This window comes from Abiotrophia defectiva ATCC 49176 (genome assembly GCF_000160075.2).
In the GTDB taxonomy this organism is placed as follows: domain Bacteria; phylum Bacillota; class Bacilli; order Lactobacillales; family Aerococcaceae; genus Abiotrophia; species Abiotrophia defectiva.
Map to the genome: position 1 here is coordinate 1,248,574 of NZ_KI535340.1, position 16,722 is coordinate 1,265,295.

13 protein-coding genes and 2 pseudogenes are annotated in these 16,722 nt (G+C 48.4%); 13 read left to right on the forward strand and 2 right to left on the reverse strand.

Translation table 11 applies throughout. The features are described 5' to 3' along the window. Positions 1-15: 15 nt before the first annotated feature. The 5 genes from comGC to GCWU000182_RS05835 are packed head-to-tail and all read left to right on the forward strand — an operon-like array spanning position 16 to position 2,264. Complete coding sequence (comGC, locus tag GCWU000182_RS05815) at positions 16-354, forward strand: competence type IV pilus major pilin ComGC (protein ID WP_023391873.1); 339 nt, start codon at positions 16-18, stop codon at positions 352-354. Next, positions 351-797 carry a competence type IV pilus minor pilin ComGD gene (gene comGD / locus GCWU000182_RS05820; protein ID WP_023391874.1) on the forward strand — a complete coding sequence of 149 codons (447 nt, stop codon included), beginning with the start codon at positions 351-353 and terminating at the stop codon, positions 795-797. Before comGC ends, comGD begins: the two co-directional genes overlap by 4 nt. Then, a complete protein-coding gene (locus GCWU000182_RS05825) occupies positions 784-1,116 on the forward strand; it encodes a hypothetical protein (protein ID WP_035364187.1) in 333 nt (110 codons plus the stop codon). The genes comGD and GCWU000182_RS05825 overlap by 14 nt, the downstream gene beginning before the upstream one ends. Next, positions 1,097-1,543 carry a competence type IV pilus minor pilin ComGF gene (gene comGF, locus GCWU000182_RS05830; protein ID WP_023391876.1) on the forward strand — a complete coding sequence of 149 codons (447 nt, stop codon included), beginning with the start codon at positions 1,097-1,099 and terminating at the stop codon, positions 1,541-1,543. The genes GCWU000182_RS05825 and comGF overlap by 20 nt, the downstream gene beginning before the upstream one ends. Continuing rightward, complete coding sequence (locus GCWU000182_RS05835) at positions 1,482-2,264, forward strand: hypothetical protein (protein WP_156905293.1); 783 nt, start codon at positions 1,482-1,484, stop codon at positions 2,262-2,264. The genes comGF and GCWU000182_RS05835 overlap by 62 nt, the downstream gene beginning before the upstream one ends. Before the next feature lie 269 nt (positions 2,265-2,533). On the opposite strand, the gene gloA is transcribed toward GCWU000182_RS05835, so the two are convergent. Together gloA and GCWU000182_RS05845 are read right to left on the reverse strand one after the other, a co-directional pair. After that, a complete protein-coding gene (gene gloA / locus GCWU000182_RS05840) occupies positions 2,534-2,914 on the reverse strand; it encodes a lactoylglutathione lyase (RefSeq protein WP_023391878.1) in 381 nt (126 codons plus the stop codon). A 31-nt stretch (positions 2,915-2,945) separates the two neighbouring features. Then, complete coding sequence (locus GCWU000182_RS05845) at positions 2,946-3,353, reverse strand: cytidine deaminase (RefSeq protein ID WP_023391879.1); 408 nt, start codon at positions 3,351-3,353, stop codon at positions 2,946-2,948. Positions 3,354-3,616: 263 nt separating this feature from the next. Between GCWU000182_RS05845 and GCWU000182_RS05850 the strand changes: the two genes are divergently transcribed. The 8 genes and pseudogenes from GCWU000182_RS05850 to GCWU000182_RS05880 all read left to right on the forward strand — a co-directional run. Further along, positions 3,617-4,906: an alkaline phosphatase family protein gene (locus tag GCWU000182_RS05850; protein WP_023391880.1), complete on the forward strand. Its 1,290-nt coding sequence runs from the start codon at positions 3,617-3,619 to the stop codon at positions 4,904-4,906. A gap of 90 nt (positions 4,907-4,996) precedes the next feature. Next, positions 4,997-6,898: a 1,4-alpha-glucan branching protein GlgB gene (gene glgB, locus GCWU000182_RS05855; protein WP_023391881.1), complete on the forward strand. Its 1,902-nt coding sequence runs from the start codon at positions 4,997-4,999 to the stop codon at positions 6,896-6,898. A 71-nt stretch (positions 6,899-6,969) separates the two neighbouring features. Continuing rightward, positions 6,970-8,121 (forward strand): glucose-1-phosphate adenylyltransferase, encoded by a 1,152-nt coding sequence (locus GCWU000182_RS05860; protein WP_023391882.1) that lies wholly within the window; start codon positions 6,970-6,972, stop codon positions 8,119-8,121. Then, a complete protein-coding gene (gene glgD, locus GCWU000182_RS05865) occupies positions 8,105-9,256 on the forward strand; it encodes a glucose-1-phosphate adenylyltransferase subunit GlgD (RefSeq protein ID WP_023391883.1) in 1,152 nt (383 codons plus the stop codon). The genes GCWU000182_RS05860 and glgD overlap by 17 nt, the downstream gene beginning before the upstream one ends. Before the next feature lie 10 nt (positions 9,257-9,266). Then, positions 9,267-10,703 carry a glycogen synthase GlgA gene (gene glgA / locus GCWU000182_RS05870; protein WP_023391884.1) on the forward strand — a complete coding sequence of 479 codons (1,437 nt, stop codon included), beginning with the start codon at positions 9,267-9,269 and terminating at the stop codon, positions 10,701-10,703. A gap of 75 nt (positions 10,704-10,778) precedes the next feature. After that, entirely contained in the window at positions 10,779-13,202 is a 2,424-nt protein-coding gene (locus tag GCWU000182_RS05875; protein ID WP_023391885.1) for a glycogen/starch/alpha-glucan phosphorylase, read from the forward strand. Between the two features lie 366 nt (positions 13,203-13,568). Beyond that, positions 13,569-13,685 (forward strand): annotated as a pseudogene (locus GCWU000182_RS10330) (YSIRK-type signal peptide-containing protein); the annotation flags it as partial. Between the two features lie 378 nt (positions 13,686-14,063). Beyond that, a pseudogene (locus tag GCWU000182_RS05880) lies at positions 14,064-16,722 on the forward strand (CshA/CshB family fibrillar adhesin-related protein); the annotation flags it as partial.

The window sequence follows — 16,722 nt, forward strand, 5'->3', positions numbered from 1 at the left end:
AAAGGAGGTCATAACATGAAAGCAAGGGTGCTGAAGGGTCGGCGGAAGAATGCCTTCACGTTGATCGAAATGTTGATCGTCCTTATTATCGTAGCCCTTCTCATGGCCATTATTATTCCAAACGTGGCCGGTCAGAAGGAAAGAATTGAAAAGCAAGCGCGTCAGAATATGGCGCAAATCATTGAAACCCAAGTCAATACCTATAAATTGGCAGAAAATGATAGCGAGGTAACTGTCAAAGAACTCAAGACTGCAGGCTACTTGACTGATAAGCAGGTAGAGGAAGCCAAGAAGCTCTTGCAGTTGGATGAGAATACGACCATTACCCTGCCAATTAATATTCCTCAACCATGATAGCAAGTCGACCAGATCGCCAGGCTGGCTTTAGCCTCTGGGAGTCGCTCTTGGTCATGGTCATTCTCAGCCTAGTCTTGTGGTGCTTTTCCAGTCTGCCCATGGGCAATTTTCTGGCAGAATGGCGCTGCCGTCTATTCTGCGACCAATTAGCCCAGGCCTTACTGGTCAGCCAGACCCAGGCCATTAGTCGCCACCAGACCTATCGGGTGGTCTTCGAGACGGGTGGCAATCAAGTGTTGATTGAGCCCTTGGGTCAGGCCCAGGCGCGACAAGCCTATGCCTTGCCCCAAGATTGGCAACTGGTTACTTTCTTGCAATTTCATTATTTTGGTGATGGACGCACCGAGAAGTTCAAGACCGTGACCTTGGTCAATCGGGTAACAGGCCAAAGGCACCATATTCGTTTTCAGTTGGGGAGTGGACGCTTTGAAATGGATTAGTGGTCACCGCCATCCTAAGGGGAGCAGGGGACATGTTGCCCTGGAAGCTTTGGTGGGCTTCCTCCTCTTGGGGGCCATGATGGCCCTCTACCTTCCAGCCCTGCATCAGGCTTACCAGCGACTTGAGGACAGTCAAGTGGCTAGTCAGGAGTGGCGGCTCTTTGCCCTGATGGTGGAAGGTTGGATGCGACAAGACCAAGACTGGCTAATCCAGGCCAGACAATCCCATCCCCAAATGGTTGATTTTGCTTGTCAGGACAAAGACTGTTGGATTGAGTTTGAGCGGGGGAGTCATTACCATGTTCAAGCGACGGACTAGGCAAGGCTTTACCTTAGTGGAATGTCTCTTTAGCCTCTTAATTTTGGCCTTGCTCTTTGAGGCGGCCGTCCTAACCCTGCAGTCTTACCAGCGTTGGATTAAGGCTGCCGAGACCGACCATGGCCTAGAGTGGCAAAACTTCGTCATGGTCTTCGAGGCCGAGCTCAATCACTTTCAAGTCCAGCAAGTGGGTCTGGACTATCTGGACCTGGTGGACAGGCAAGATGACAAGAAGACTTATCGCATTGTTTTGAACAAGCAACGCCTCTATAAGCAACCTGGCTACCAGCCCTATCTCTATCAAGTAGCGGAGTGGCGGCTGGCACAATTTGGAGAAAGTTTGCGAGTGGAGGTTCGCTTCACCAATGGACAAGTCTACCAAACTTACTTTTGGCTCAGGCCAAGGCAAGATGAAAGTGGGCCCTAGAGGCTTTACCTTTCCCTTGGTCTTAGCCTTTATGCTGATTAGTCAGCTGACCCTAATGGGCGTCCTGTGGCTTTTGGCTGGCCACACTGCCCATTTACATGAAGTTAGTCGTTACTATCAGGCCAATATTCAATGGTCTATGGTCAAATCCCAACTTAGACGTGACAGAGAACAGCAAGCCAAGGGCTTGCTGGTGCAAATCCAAGACCAGGTGCCCTTCCTCCTGGGACAGGTCTTGGGTCTAAGTGAGACGGGGACCATGCGTCAAATTGATGGGGCGCATTATCTAGTTGATTTGACGCAGGGCCCCCACAAAGGGGAAAGAATTTTGGTCCGGGTACGACTGGATCTATCACCCCAGTTAGCAGCCGGCTTAGATAAAAAAGCCTGGCAAGCCTTGGCGGTCTATGAGCCAGGTCCTATGGAGAGGGACTGGCAAAGTGACCTAGCTGCCTTAAAAGAAGTGGCGGCTCAGGCAGACCCCAGCTTAAGTCAGGACAATTTTATCAAGGCAGACCAGCAAAGGAGGCAGGGCCACTGGGCGCCGCAGGAGATGGGCGGCCAAGAGTGGCAGTTTGCGGATGGTCAAATTGAGCTTGGGCCAGACGGCAAGACCTACCTCAATCGTGTGGGTGATGATTATGAACGACAGGAGACCTTTGACCCCTGTCAAGGAGACTATGTGTTGCTGTATGAGTTCCTTCACTATGAGTTAAAATAAAAAAAGACCGCAGTTTAGGCTAGGCCTAGACTGCGGTCTTTTGGGTGTCAGAACTAGCTTAGCTAGCCAAGGCCACTGTTCACAGCAGGGACCTTCCTATCCACCATCCGGGTGTGGCCTCACAGGGAGACCTATGATAGGCTGACGATGGCAACCTACCAGGTTGCACATCGGCTCATCGAGCTCTAAGTATAACATAGGGGAGGGGCTAGCGCAAGGCCAAGTCCCAAAGAAAAAGGCCAGGACAAGTCCTAGCCTTACTCACTCTATTAGTTGTTACGCATAACTTCCAAACGGTAGCCATCTGGGTCTGTCACGAAGAAGTAGCGTGGTGGTTTGCCAGGCAAGCCCTTCATTTCAGTTGTGGCATAACCTGAAGCCAAGCAACGTTCATGGACAGCTTCCAAGTCATCAACGCCCAAGGCCAAGTGGCTGAAGCCATCGCCGACTGTATAGGGACCGTGGTCGTAGTTATAGGTCAATTCCAATTCGAAGTCGCTGCCTGGAACCGTTAAGTAAACCAAGTCGAAGCCGTGATCAGGATAGCGGCTCTCGCGACTAAGGGTGAAGTCGAAGAGTTGAGTATAGAATTTAAGGGTTGCTTCCAAGTCTTGGACGCGGATGCAAGCATGGAGTAAAGTTTGTGCCATGGGGTACCTCCTAAGTATTGATACTTATAGTTTACATTTTTAAGGACTCGAAAGCGAGCGGAACGATTTGGCTGACCGTGGTCTCGTAAATTTGGCCGTCGCGACGGGTCAGATAGACGGGCACATCAGGACGGCAGAATTCCACTAGGACCTGGCGGCAAATGCAGCAAGGTGGTAAGAAATCCTCTGTATCTCCGGCAACGGCGATAGCCTGGATGGATTTAGGACCATAACCTTGGGTGACAGCCGTGAAGATGGCAGTCCGCTCCGCGCAGTTAGTGGCGCCGAAGGAAACATTCTCGACATTGACCCCTTCAATAATTTGGCCATCATCCATTAAAAGGACCGCCCCAACCGGAAAATGAGAATAGGGCGCATAAGCCTTGGGCAGGAGTTGGCGAGCCCGTTCAATCAAGCTTTCTTTGCTATATGTTGCCATGTAAAGTCACCTACTTTTCTTGTGTCTTTCTATTTTACACTAAAAGATAAAAAATTGAAACGCTTTACACTATTTTTTCTTGTTTGGGTGTATAATAAGAATGAGTGCAGCTTAGCTTTTTCATAAAAAAGACGAATGATTACACAAAAATGATGGTGTAACTTATGGCTTTTTGTGGAAAAAGCTAGGGAAGTCTGATAAAATTTAAGTAAATTTAGACTAGGCACAGGATAATCGAAAGACTAGGAACTGGAGCTGGTTATATGGCAAAACGAAAAGTATATTTAATCTCTTTTGACGCATTTGGCTATGAGGATGTTGCCTTTGCGAGTAAATTACCTAACTTTAAGCGTCTCTTAGATAAGGGGACTTGGGTTAAGAAGGTCCAATCGACCTATCCTTCATTGACTTATGTGGCTCACACCAGTATTATGACAGGTTTGTTGCCTCTGCATCACCAAATTGTCAATAATACCAAGATTCAGCCAGAGCGTCATAGTCCTGACTGGCACTGGTATGCTAAGGAAGTCCAAGGGGAAACCCTCTACGATGTTTTCAAGCGGGCCGGCTATAAGACGGCTTCCTTGCTCTGGCCGGTCATGGGGCGTAACAAGTCCATCGACTATAATTTAGCGGAAATTATTCCCAACCGACCTTGGCAGAATCAGGCAATGGTGTCACTAGTTGCTTCCAGCATTCCTTTCTTACTCAAAATGGAAGCCCGCCATGGTCACAAACGGGACGGCATTCAGCAACCGGCTCTGGATTATTTCCTAGAAGGAGTCTTGCTGGATACCATTCGTGATTACAATCCCGATTTCGTGACGGCGCACTTCCTGCAGCTGGATAGCATGCGCCACTACTACGGAGTTAATTCGGAGCAAGCCAAGCAAGCCATTATCGACTTCGACGGGCGCTTGGGACGAATTATTCAACTCTTAGAAGACATGGGCCAATGGGAAGACTGCCTCTTCGTCTTGGTGGGGGACCACTACCAACTCAACACTCATACCGTGGTGCGGCCTAACCACCTGCTTAGTCGCCAACCTGGTTGGCAAACCCTAGGTCGTGACGGCACCATCAAGTCTTGGCAAGTTTATTGCAAGGGCGCGGATGGCTGTGCTTATATCTATCGCAAGCCGGGCGCTAAGATTACGGTCAAAGAAATTTTAGACACTTTACGGCCCATGATGCCCATGATTGAGACAGTTTACACAGCTCAAGAAGCGGCTGACTTCGGGGCGGACCCTAACTGCCTCTTCATGATTGAAGCCAAAAAAGGCTACTATTTCTTAGATAATTTGGCGGGTGATTTCCAAGAATCAGTGGATAATCCAACTTCGGATGCCAAGCTCCTACATGCCACCCACGGCTATCATCCAGCCCGCAACCACTATGCGACAACGGCCTTTTACCACGGGCCAGATGTGAAGGTTGGGCATGCCGTAGAGTCGGGCAGATTGATTGATCATGCGCCAACCATTTTATCGGCGCTCAAACTTAATTTCCATCAATATGTCGACGGGAATGTCTTGTACGATATTTTCAGGTAAATAAAATAGCAAATTGTCTAGTCGTATGCGTTTACATGAAACGCTTTCAGTGCTATAATAAATGTATAAACAAACAAAGGGAGGGATAGAATGACTTTCGCAGCATTACAAGAACAACTTTCGGAACACATCTATCATTTCAATCACGGTAACCATGAAGCAGCCTACCAATTTTTAGGCTGTCACAAGGTGGACCAAGATGGAGTGACGGGCTATCGCTTCGCTATTTGGGCTCCTCATGCAGCCAATGTCTACATTCTAGGTGATTTCAATCACTGGCAGAATGAGCCACTAAGCCATATTGAAGCTGGCGTTTGGGCTGGCATCATCCAAGGAGCCGAGCGAAGTCAGTGTTACAAGGTTGGGATTGACCATGGCAATGGTCATATCGAATATAAGATTGACCCCTTTGGTTTTAATTTTGAGATTGCGCCTAAGGATGCTACGGTTGTTTGGGGCTTGGAAGACTTTGAATGGTCTGACCAGGTCTGGATGAACCAGCAATGGCGTAAAAATAGCGTTCATTCGCCTCTCAACATTTATGAAGTGCACGCCAGTTCTTGGCGTCGCCACCCTGACGGCCGCACCTATACCTTTGCGGAACTGGCAGACAGCCTGATTCCTTATGTTAAGGAAATGGGCTATACCCATATTGAAATGATGCCACTCATGGATCATCCGCTGGATGCTTCTTGGGGTTATCAGATTACCGGTTACTATGCGGTTTGTGGCCGCTACGGGACCTTGGAAGAGTTCAAGGACTTCGTTAACCAAGCCCACCAAGCTGGCATCGGGGTCATCATGGACTGGGTGCCTGGTCACTTCTGCCGTAATGCCAATGCCTTGGCTTACTATGACGGGACACCAACCTTTGAATACCAAGATGTCAACCGCGCCAACAATGTGGGGTGGGGGACGCTCAACTTCGACTTAGGTAAGAACCAAGTCCAAAGCTTCCTCATTTCTAACGCTATGTTCTGGCTTAAGGAATGTCACTTGGATGGTTTGCGGGTGGATGCCGTGTCCAACATGCTTTACTTGGACTTTGACCAAGGGCCTTGGACACCTAACGAAGATGGCAGCAACCACAACCGCCAAGGGGTGGCCTTCCTCCAAAAACTCAATACCACGATCAAAGATCACCTGCCGCATGTCCTCATGATTGCGGAAGAAAGTACCGACTGGAAGGGCATCACGCATGCTGTTTCAGAAGGGGGATTGGGCTTTGACTACAAATGGAATATGGGCTGGATGAATGATACCCTGCGTTTCTTCGAGACCGATCCTTACTACCGACCACAGAATTTCCGTTTAATTACCTTCGTCTTTATGTACCAATACAATGAACGTTATGTCCTGCCATTTTCTCATGACGAAGTGGTCCACGGTAAGAAGTCGCTCTTAGATAAGATTCCGGGCAACCGCGAAACTCAGTTTGAGACTTTGCGTCTCTTGCATGGTTACATGATGGCCCAGCCTGGTAAGAAGTTACACTTTATGGGTAACGAGCTAGGCCAATACCTGGAGTGGCGCTACTACTCCGAGTTGGAATGGAAGGACTTGAGCTTTGAGTTCAACCGCGAGTACCAACACTATATGAAGACCCTCAATCATATCGGTAAGGACTACAAGGCCCTGCATTATTATGATACTGAGCCAGCAGGTCTGACTGTCCTAGATGCTGACAATGTGGAACAGGCTGTCCTGACCATGATGCGGCAGGGTAAGGCCAAGCGTGATTTCTTAATCATTGCCTTGAACTTTATCCCAGTTGAACGTCAGGAATACCGAATTGGGGTGCCTTATAAAGGAGAGTACGAAGTCCTGCTCAACTCGCAAATGCAAGAGTTTGGCGGACGGTGGACCGAGAATCTACCGGTCATGAAGACAGAAGAAGTGCCTCATGATGGACAACCTTACTCCATTGTCACAACAGTTCCTAGTCTGGGTGTGCTCTATATCAAACCCAAACGTATTTACGGCGCTAAATAAAAGCTAAGAAAGGAGATGAAATTAACTGACTTCTTACGCCGAGTGAGTCAGCTAGTTTCGCATGTGTGTATATGAAACAAGATATGATCGCGATGATTTTAGCCGGTGGTCAAGGGACCCGTCTGGGTGTCTTAACCAAACAAACGGCTAAGCCAGCCGTTCCCTTTGGAGGGAAATACCGCATTATTGACTTTGCTTTAAGTAACTGCGCCAACTCTGGGATTAAGAATATTGGGGTAGTAACCCAGTATCAACCTTTAGAGCTTAACGAACACATTGGCAAAGGGGCAGCCTGGGGCTTAACTAGCCGTTCAGGTGGGGCCACTATTCTCCAACCTTACTCTAGCTCTGACGGTGAAAAATGGTTCAAGGGGACTGCCAATGCCATCTACCAAAACATCAGCTATATTGATTCCTTAGATCCTAAGTATGTCCTAATTCTATCAGGTGACCACATCTACAAGATGGATTATGCAGCCATGTTAGAAGACCACATCAAGAACAAGGCTAGCTTGACCGTTGGGGTTATCCCAGTGCCGATGAAGGAAGCTTCACGGTTCGGGATTATGAACACGGACCAAAATAGTCGTATCATCGAGTTCGAAGAAAAACCAGCGCAACCTAAGAGCAACCTAGCATCCATGGGGATCTATATCTTCAATTGGGAAACCTTGCGTCGCTACTTAGTGGAAGACCAAGCTAAGAACCGCGAGATGGAAGACTTCGGTAAGAACGTTATTCCAGCCTACCTAAGCAATGCTGAAAACTGCTTTGCCTACTCATTTGAAGGCTACTGGAAAGACGTGGGTACTATCGAATCTCTCTGGGAAGCTAACATGGAATTCTTGGACCCAGAACATCCACTCAACATTAGTGAGGATACTTGGCGGATTTATACCTCCAACCCTGTGACCCCACCACAATTCTTAACAGAGGACGCGCAAATTAAGCACTCCCTAGTTGTGGATGGCTGTTACATTGCCGGCCAAGTGGACAACTCCCTCTTGTCGCGTGATGTCAAGGTAGGGCCTAATAGCCAGGTTGACCATTCTGTGGTTATGTCCAGTGCCACCATCGGTAAAGGCTGTCGCGTTGAATATGCTATTATCGGTGAACAAGCCGTGATTGCGGACGGGGCAAGCGTCATCGGGACCCCAGACCAAATTGCCACTGTAGGATATGCTGAAGTAGTAGGAGGACCAAAAAATGATGGTGAAGAATAAGTTATGTGCGATTCTCAATTTGACCGAAGATGATCAATTATTAAAACCATTGACCCAAAACCGGCCCATTGCCGCCTTACCATTTGCTGACCGCTATCGGGTGATTGACTTCGCCTTGTCCAGCATTTGCCATGCGGAAATTGATTCAGTAGCTCTCTTCATCGCTGAATCAGGTCGTTCAATCTATGACCACATCCGTTCTGGGGCAGCTTGGGACTTGGATTCTCAAGTATCAGGTGGGATTTTCACCTTCTCTCAACAGAACTGGAAGCTCCGCCACCACCAAGAAAACCTCTACGAAGATTACTACTACAACCATCGGGTCTTCATGGCTCGGGCTAAGGCTGAGTACGTCTTTGTAGCCGGATCTAAGATTATTGCGAACGTGGATATCCGCGGCGTCTTCCGCCACCATGTGGCTGAAGGTAAGGATATTACCCTTATCTACAAACAATTAGACAAAGAAAAATTAGGCGATCAAAACCCTAAATCTCGTGCCCTTAAATTCGATGCCAACCGCCAAGTCAAGGGATTGGTTGAGTACGGTGATTTAGGGGAGGGAGAGAAGGTTGATGCTTCTCTCAGCATGTACTTGCTCAGCGTTAAGACCCTTAACGATATTATTGACCGGGCGGTAGACGAAGAAGTCTACATGGAAGTGGATGAATTGGTTCAACACTATCTCTTAGACTACACTGTCAACCCATACAAGTATACAGGCTATATGGCGAACATTGACTCCATTCAACGTTACTACAAGGCTAATATGGACATGTTAGACCGTCAAAACTTCACTTCCTTGTTCTACTCAAGCCAACCAATCTTGACTAAGACCAAGAACGGGGTACCGTCCTACTATGCGCCAAGTTCTGATGTGCGTTCATCCGTGGTGGCCTCTGGTTCTTACCTAGCGGGTAAGGTGGAACGCTCACTCATTTCCCGTAAGGTACATGTATCGGAAGGGGCTCATGTCAAGGATTCCATCATCCTACAAGGAACTAAGGTTGGCGATGGGGCACGTGTTGAATACGCCATCCTGGACAAGGGTTGTGTCGTTGAACCAGGCGCTCACGTCATTGGGACACCTGACAATGTGGTCGTAATTAGCAAGAACACTGTCATCCCAGCAGAATAAAGGAGTCGCCATGAAAGTTTTATTTGCTTCCGCAGAAGCGGCACCCTTTTTCAAGACGGGCGGCCTAGGTGACGTTGCCTATGCCTTGCCTAAGGAATTAGCTAAGCAGGGCGTAGACATTCGGGTGGTCTTGCCTTACTACACCCAAACGCCTCAGCAATACAAGGACCAAATCCAAGAAATTGCCCATTTCCGCTTCCAATTAGGCGGTCGGAATGTCTACTGCGGCATTAAGTATCTGGAAATGGACGGGGTCAAGTACTACTTCATCGATAACTTGGCATACTTTGACCGGCCGGCCCTCTATGGCCAATGGGATGATGGCGAACGCTTCGGCTACTTCTCAACGGCTATTATTGAGATGCTGGAAGTCATTGACTGGATTCCAGACATTATTCACTGTAATGACTGGCACACCGCTATGGTGCCCGTACTCCTGGTGGACCGTTATCACTGGAAAGACCGCTTGCGTCATATCCGCAAGGTCTTGACCATTCACAACCTACGTTTCCAAGGGGTCTATGATCCAGCCATCTTGGGCCAAGTCTTCGGGACCGGCTATAATGTCTATACCGAAGATGGGGCTAAGTACTATGACCGGGTCAACTATCTCAAGGGTGGCATTAACTTCTCTGACCGGATTACTACGGTTAGTCCAACCTATGCCCATGAGATTACTACCCAGGCCTTTGGTGAGAACCTAGAAGGGGTCCTCAAGTACAACGAATGGAAATTAAGCGGGATTATTAACGGTATTGATTATGACCTCAATAATCCTGAGACAGACCCACTCATTCCACATCACTTTAATGTCTCGGACTTAAGTGGTAAGGCAGCTAACAAGGCGGCCTTGCAAGAACGCTTAGGCTTGCCAGTCAATCCAGATGTGGCCATGATTGGTATGGTCTCTCGCTTGACCGACCAGAAGGGCTTCCAGTTAGTGGAAGAACGCATGGAAGAATTACTGCAGGCAGAAGTTCAGGTAGTCCTCTTAGGGACTGGGGAGCCGCAATTCGAGCACTCCTTCCGTTACTTCGAGTCACGTTATCCTGACAAGATGAAGAGTCTCATTACCTTTGACTTGGGACTAGCCCAACAAATCTATGCTAGCTGTGACTTCTTCTTGATGCCAAGTGCCTTCGAGCCTTGCGGTCTGTCACAACTCATGGCCATGCGCTATGGGACCTTGCCAATTGTCCATGAGACAGGGGGCTTGCGTGACACCGTTCAACCTTACAACCAATATACCGGGGAGGGGACAGGTTATTCCTTCAATCGTTTCGACGGTTGGACCATGCTCCAAACCATCTACTATGCGCTAGATGTCTACTATAACCGACCTGGCGCTCACAAGCAATTGGTAGAACAGGCCATGACCCGAGACTTTTCTTGGACCGGGCCAACCAAAGAATACTTAGCTCTCTACCATTCGCTACTTCAAGGATAGTTAGCTCAGAAGAGACCAAGCACTTGCTTGCGTCTCTTTCTTGGGCTTATGCCACACTTATTTAGGAGGAAATCAATGAAGGTCGATGCATTCAAAGACGCCTATAAGAAGAAGTTTGAAGATATGTTCGCCGTGCCTTATACCTCTGGTAGCACTACTGAACAATTCCAAGCCTTAGGTCAATTATTACGCTCTATCTATACTGACAAATGGGTCCACTACAACCAAGGAAAACTGGACAGTAAGCAGAAGCAAGTCTTCTACTTCTCCATGGAGTTCTTGCCAGGTCGCCAGCTCAAACGCTATTTACTTAATTTAGACTTGTTAGACACGGCTCGGACTGCCCTAGAAGAATTGGGCCTAGACTTTGAAGCTGTAGCAGCTGCTGAAGTCGATCCAGCCCTGGGGAACGGAGGCTTGGGCCGTTTGGCTTCTTGCTTCATGGATTCCATGGCGGCCACCGGCGTGCCGGGCAATGGTTGCGGTATTCGCTACCGTTATGGGCTCTTCAAGCAGAAATTCATCGACGGCTACCAAATTGAATTGCCAGAAAACTGGTTGCGTAACCCTAACTCTTGGGAAGTCCGCAAGGAATCCAAGTCGGTCATTGTCCGCTTTGGTGGTAATGTCTGGTTGGAAGCCAATCAGTATGGGGACTTGAAGCCAGTCTATGAGAATACCTTTGATGTCTTGGCGGTGCCTTATGATACGCCACAAATCGGCTATCGTAACGACGTGGTCAACAACCTACGTCTCTTCACGGCCGAAATTCCGCCAGGCCACGAGTCTTATTTCACGACCCCTGAGCAACGCAAGGAAATCCAAGAGATCACCGAAGTCCTCTATCCGGATGACTCTAACTATGAAGGTCGTCTCTTGCGTCTTAAGCAAGAATACTTCATGTGTTCAGCCGGGATTCAAAGTATTGTCCGTTACTTTAAGACCCTGGACCTGCCTTGGAGCGTCTTCCCTGATAAGGTGGCTATCCACATTAACGATACCCACCCAACCCTCTGTATTCCAGAATTGATGCGGATCTTGGTCGACGAAGAGAGCCTGACTTGGGGTCAAGCTTGGAACATCGTTAAGAAATCAACTTCCTATACCAACCACACCATCTTGGCTGAAGCCATGGAACGTTGGCCAATCTACATGATTGAAGGCCTCTTGCCACGGATTATGCAGATTATCTATGAAATCAACCGACGTCACTTGGTTAACAAGACAGCCCTCTACGGGGCGGAACTAGCCCACCGTACAGCCCCAATCGACGGGGACCAAGTGCTCATGGCTAACCTGGCCATTATTGCTAGCCACAGTGTTAACGGGGTAGCCAAGCTCCATACCGAGATTTTGGAACACTACACCTTGCGGGATTTCAAGACTATCTATCCATTCCGCTTCAACAACAAGACCAATGGGGTGACTCACCGCCGTTGGGTACAACTAGCCAATGAAGGCCTCAGCAAGGTCTTAGACCAACATATTGGCAACCGCTGGCGCTTCAAGCCACGGGAAATGAACATTCTCCAAGCCTTCCGCGATAATGATGAGGTCCTAGAGCAATTGCAAGAAGTCAAGTTGGCCAACAAGGAACGCTTTGCTCGTTTCGTTAAGGAAGAGATGAAGCTAGACATTGATCCGACTGCCTTATTCGACGTGCAAATCAAGCGACTCCATGCCTACAAGCGCCAACTCCTGCAAGTCATGCATATTGTAGATCGCTACTTGACCCTTAAGGAAAATCCTAAGGCTGACTTTGCTAAACGGGTCTTCATTTTTGGGGCCAAGGCGGCACCAAGCTACCACTATGCTAAGTCTGTCATCAAGATTATTAATGAATTGGCTAATTTGGTTAACAATGACCCAGCCATTGGGGACAAGATCAAGATTGTCTTCGTAGAAAACTATGGGGTTTCCCTAGCCGAATTGATTATCCCTGCAGCTAACCTATCCGAACAAATTTCCTTGGCGGGTAAGGAAGCGTCCGGGACTTCTAACATGAAGTTAATGGCTAACGGGGCTTTAACCATGGCGACCTTGGACGGTGCCAATGTCGAAATCTACGACCTAGTCGGTGACGATAACATCTTCCTCTTTGGTATGACGGCCGACGATGTCCAAAAATTGCGTGAGGCTAATAACTACTACTCACGGGCCATCTATGAGGAAAATCCACAGATTAAGCGTGTACTCAATGCCTTCATTGACGGGACCATCCCTAATATCGAAGCAGAAGGGCGCGAGATCTTCGATTCCTTAGTGCTCTACAATGATGAGTACTTCCTCTTGCAAGACTACCCAAGCTTCTATGAGGCGCAAATGGCTGCTGACAAGCTCTATCAAGAGCCTAAGGAATGGGCTAAACGGGCCCTGACCAATATTGCCTACTCGGGCAAATTCTCGTCAGACTACACCATCTTGCGTTACGCCGAAAGCATCTGGAATGTGTCGCCTGAGACCAACTTGCTTGGCGAAGGCTTCAGCAATTTAGACTAATCACCAAACAAGACCGAGATCCAGTCTCGGTCTTTTTTTGTACATTGGATGGATATTGCGTTATAAAAATAGTGATAATTAACCGTGCAGTATGTGAAGTATGAAGAGTATTAACTGAATATTTACGATAGAAATTATACCGATTGATAATAATGAAGACAAAATGCTAAAAAATGGATGCAAATTACTCAGCTCTGTATTATAATTATTAACGTGACAAAAACGGTCTCTGCCCTAGATGGAAGCCCTTTTCAAAGTTGAGGTTTGCTCATGATAAGGGGACAAATATACTGATGCCAATAGACCTGTTTTGATACCTAATGATTGGAAGGACGAATGTGAATGTTCAGTAAACGTAATAAGCTGATGAACGAACAACGTAAAGGTGAAAAAATCACCCGCTACGGCATTAAGAAGTATAGCTTTGGTGCGGCTTCTGTTGCGGTAGCTTTCGGGATTTATTTTGCTAACGGTCCAGTGGTGACGGCGCAAGAAGTGTCCAATGCCACCAGTACCGAGGCTAGCCTAGAAGTGCCGGCGACATCAGCCAGTGAAGTAGCCAGTGCTGAGACGCCAGTGCCAGAAAGCCAGGTAGCTGAGTCGAGCGCTAGTCAAAGCTCAGAAGTTGAGTCAGCAACTAGCCAAGAAGAAAAAGAAAGCCAAGCTAGTCAAGAAGTAGATAAGAAGGCAGAAGAAGTAGCTACCCCAACTGCAAATGCCGAAAGTCCAGCTGAGGCTAACAAACCAGCCAGACGGACTCCGGGTTATGCGGTCAAGCCAGTGCCTAAGCCAAGTACAGCTTCTATGCCACGCGCTACTAACCAAGGGCAACCCATTCCGCAAGGGACAGGTTTCCGCGATAGCGGGGCAACGGGGATTACTCCTGGGACTGGTCCTGCAGGGGCGGATGACGCGACCTCTGTGCCACGTGTGGCCAAGCCAACCTGGGAAGAGTCCGAGCGCAAGAACAGCGTGCAATTAGCCAAGCAAATTACCTGGCTTGATTTCTCTGATAGTGCCAGCTGGAAGAATTTGGACGCTAGTGGCGGCCTTCAAGTAGGGACCATCTACAAGAAAGAAATCTCACCTGGTTATGAAGTGACCTTGACCGTCACTGAACTTAAGCCTTTCAACTCTACCGAAATCTATAAGAAACGGGTGGAAGGGACGGCCTCTGCCGGGACCTACAATCCAGATGCCAAGAACGATTTCCTAAAATCAGCGCCACAATATGGACGTGTAGCACCTTCTGTCAAGGGGGCTATTCAAAACCAATGGACAACCATCCGGGGCCAAGGCTTTAATACCCAGGGACGCAAGACTCAGATTGTCTTACCAGAAAACTCCACCAACTGGGGGGTAAAGTTCAATATTGAAGCGACCTACCGTGGCAAACAGGTTAAGCCATCGGTTGTTATGGCCGATGGGGAAGATGCTAACCCTGGTGAATTTGCAATCTTCACGACCAACGGGGCTGGCTGGGAATACCTAGGTGAATGGAAAAATGGAACAGCTGCCAAAGAGCCTTATACCGTCATCACCAAGAAAATGGTAGAGGATGATAATAAGCGCCGAAACCTATTAATTCTACGCGATAAGAGCGTGGACTGGGATAAATACCTGAGTCCAGATACAGTGACAGGTGGTTTAGGCACCCAAGTCTTTGGGCCTAACCTCTCCAACCAACGTACGGTACCAGTCGTGATGACGCGTGGGGCTTCTGAAGTTGGCTTCTATGTGGCTTCTTCCGGTCAACAAGCCATGATGATGGGCTTCTTAGTAGTCGATGGTAGTGATGCTCCAGACAGTTATGGCGAAGCCTTCCATACTGTCTCATCACGGGATTCTTTGACCAATGCCACCATTAACCAACCATACTTGGGAACAACGCCTGCCGATATTGACGTTGATACGGCCAATGATTGGACCTTTGACGATCGCAAGGAATTAGCGGACGAGGGTGCTAGCCAGTTATTGACGGATGAGCAATTGGCTAACTCTAATGACCTGCTTGATCTAAGCAAGGCCCAAAATGGGACCTACAAACTCAAGATTAAGGCCAGTCCAAATGGAAATCCTAAGGCTTATATCAAGGCCTGGGTTGACTTCAACCAAAATGGCGTTTTTGACGATAATGAAGGCAGTGAGGTTAAGGCTATCACTGCAGCTGGCGACCATACCTTGAGCTTCAATGCCGTTCCAGGCTTAACAGGAGGGACTGTTAACCAGTTAGGCATGCGGCTTCGGATTGCAACTAATGCGGGCGATATCGATAAACCTACGGGCTTTGCCTTCAGTGGGGAAGTCGAAGACATGCTCCTGCATCGTATCTACCCACCTCAAGGTGAAAAGCAAAGCACGGATGGTTTTACCGGCCAAACTCAGACAGCCAGCCTCCACTTTACCCCTAAGGGGACAGATCGCTCAGACGACACCGTCAATACGGTCATGAGCACGCAAGCACCTCAAGTCTTGGACAATCAAGGCAATGTGCTGACTCCAACTAGTGGCAATACTTATGTGCGACCTGAAGGGACTTACGTGGTTACCCACAATGGCAATGATGTTCAAGTAGCCTTTACGCCGACTGCTGATTTTTCAGGGACAGCCGATGGTATTAACATTCGTTGGAAGGACAGCAACGGTAGCTCGACTAATTGGCAGTCTAGTGATGCAGCAGATCCAAATAAGAATGACATTCTCAACAATATGGACGGCCGTTATGTGCCGACCGTTCGTAAAATTCCAAACTATGAGTCAAATGGCCTCCAAGGCTTGGAACAAAATAAAACCCTAGTCTTTAACGATGATGATGCGAATGCGACAGTCGTCACACCAGATGCGACTCGTCCTGCTAGTTTTGTAGATGCCAACGGTCAGCCACTAGTGGGCAATACGGCGCCTGCCATGGCCAATGGTCAGCAAGTGGGGACCTATGAATTGGATCCAGCCACTGGTCAAGTGACCTTCAAGCCTAACAAGAGCTTCTTTGGAACACCAGATCCTGTCGTTGTTCAAGTCATGGACGCGGATGGCAAAGCCCACCGAGCACGTTATCAGCCAACGGTAACTAAGGTAACGCCAACTAGCACCAACGACAGCTCAACTGGTCTGCAAGGTCAAGTTCAGTCTGGCAAGCCAACCTTTACAGCGGGAGACCCTGCGGTACCGCTTGATGATAGCAAGCCAATGACCTTCGAAGACGGTCAGCCAACTAAGACCGTGCAAGGTGTTGGGGTCTACACCATCAACTCAGATGGTTCGATTACCTTCACGCCTGAGAAACAATATGTCGGGACCCCAGCTCCAGTAACCGTCAAACGTGTGGATGTGAACGGGACCGAAGTGACGGCTACTTATACGCCAACGGTGACCAAAGTAACGCCAACAAGCACCAATGCGACCTCGGAAGGCCTACAAGGTCAGCCACAAAAGGGCAAGCCAACATTCACCGAGGGTGATCCGTTGGTACCACTTGATGACGCTAAGCCAATGACCTTAGGTTGGACCGAAGGTTGAT

Coding starts and splice junctions, on each gene's coding strand:
- GCWU000182_RS05860 (WP_023391882.1), top strand. CDS start 6,970: ATGAAACAAGATATGATCGCGATGATTTTAGCCGGTGGTCAAGGGACC.
- glgA (WP_023391884.1), top strand. CDS start 9,267: ATGAAAGTTTTATTTGCTTCCGCAGAAGCGGCACCCTTTTTCAAGACG.
- GCWU000182_RS05835 (WP_156905293.1), top strand. CDS start 1,482: ATGGACAAGTCTACCAAACTTACTTTTGGCTCAGGCCAAGGCAAGATG.
- comGC (WP_023391873.1), top strand. CDS start 16: ATGAAAGCAAGGGTGCTGAAGGGTCGGCGGAAGAATGCCTTCACGTTG.
- GCWU000182_RS05850 (WP_023391880.1), top strand. CDS start 3,617: ATGGCAAAACGAAAAGTATATTTAATCTCTTTTGACGCATTTGGCTAT.
- gloA (WP_023391878.1), bottom strand. CDS start 2,914: ATGGCACAAACTTTACTCCATGCTTGCATCCGCGTCCAAGACTTGGAA.
- GCWU000182_RS05875 (WP_023391885.1), top strand. CDS start 10,779: ATGAAGGTCGATGCATTCAAAGACGCCTATAAGAAGAAGTTTGAAGAT.
- GCWU000182_RS05845 (WP_023391879.1), bottom strand. CDS start 3,353: ATGGCAACATATAGCAAAGAAAGCTTGATTGAACGGGCTCGCCAACTC.
- glgD (WP_023391883.1), top strand. CDS start 8,105: ATGATGGTGAAGAATAAGTTATGTGCGATTCTCAATTTGACCGAAGAT.
- glgB (WP_023391881.1), top strand. CDS start 4,997: ATGACTTTCGCAGCATTACAAGAACAACTTTCGGAACACATCTATCAT.
- comGF (WP_023391876.1), top strand. CDS start 1,097: ATGTTCAAGCGACGGACTAGGCAAGGCTTTACCTTAGTGGAATGTCTC.
- comGD (WP_023391874.1), top strand. CDS start 351: ATGATAGCAAGTCGACCAGATCGCCAGGCTGGCTTTAGCCTCTGGGAG.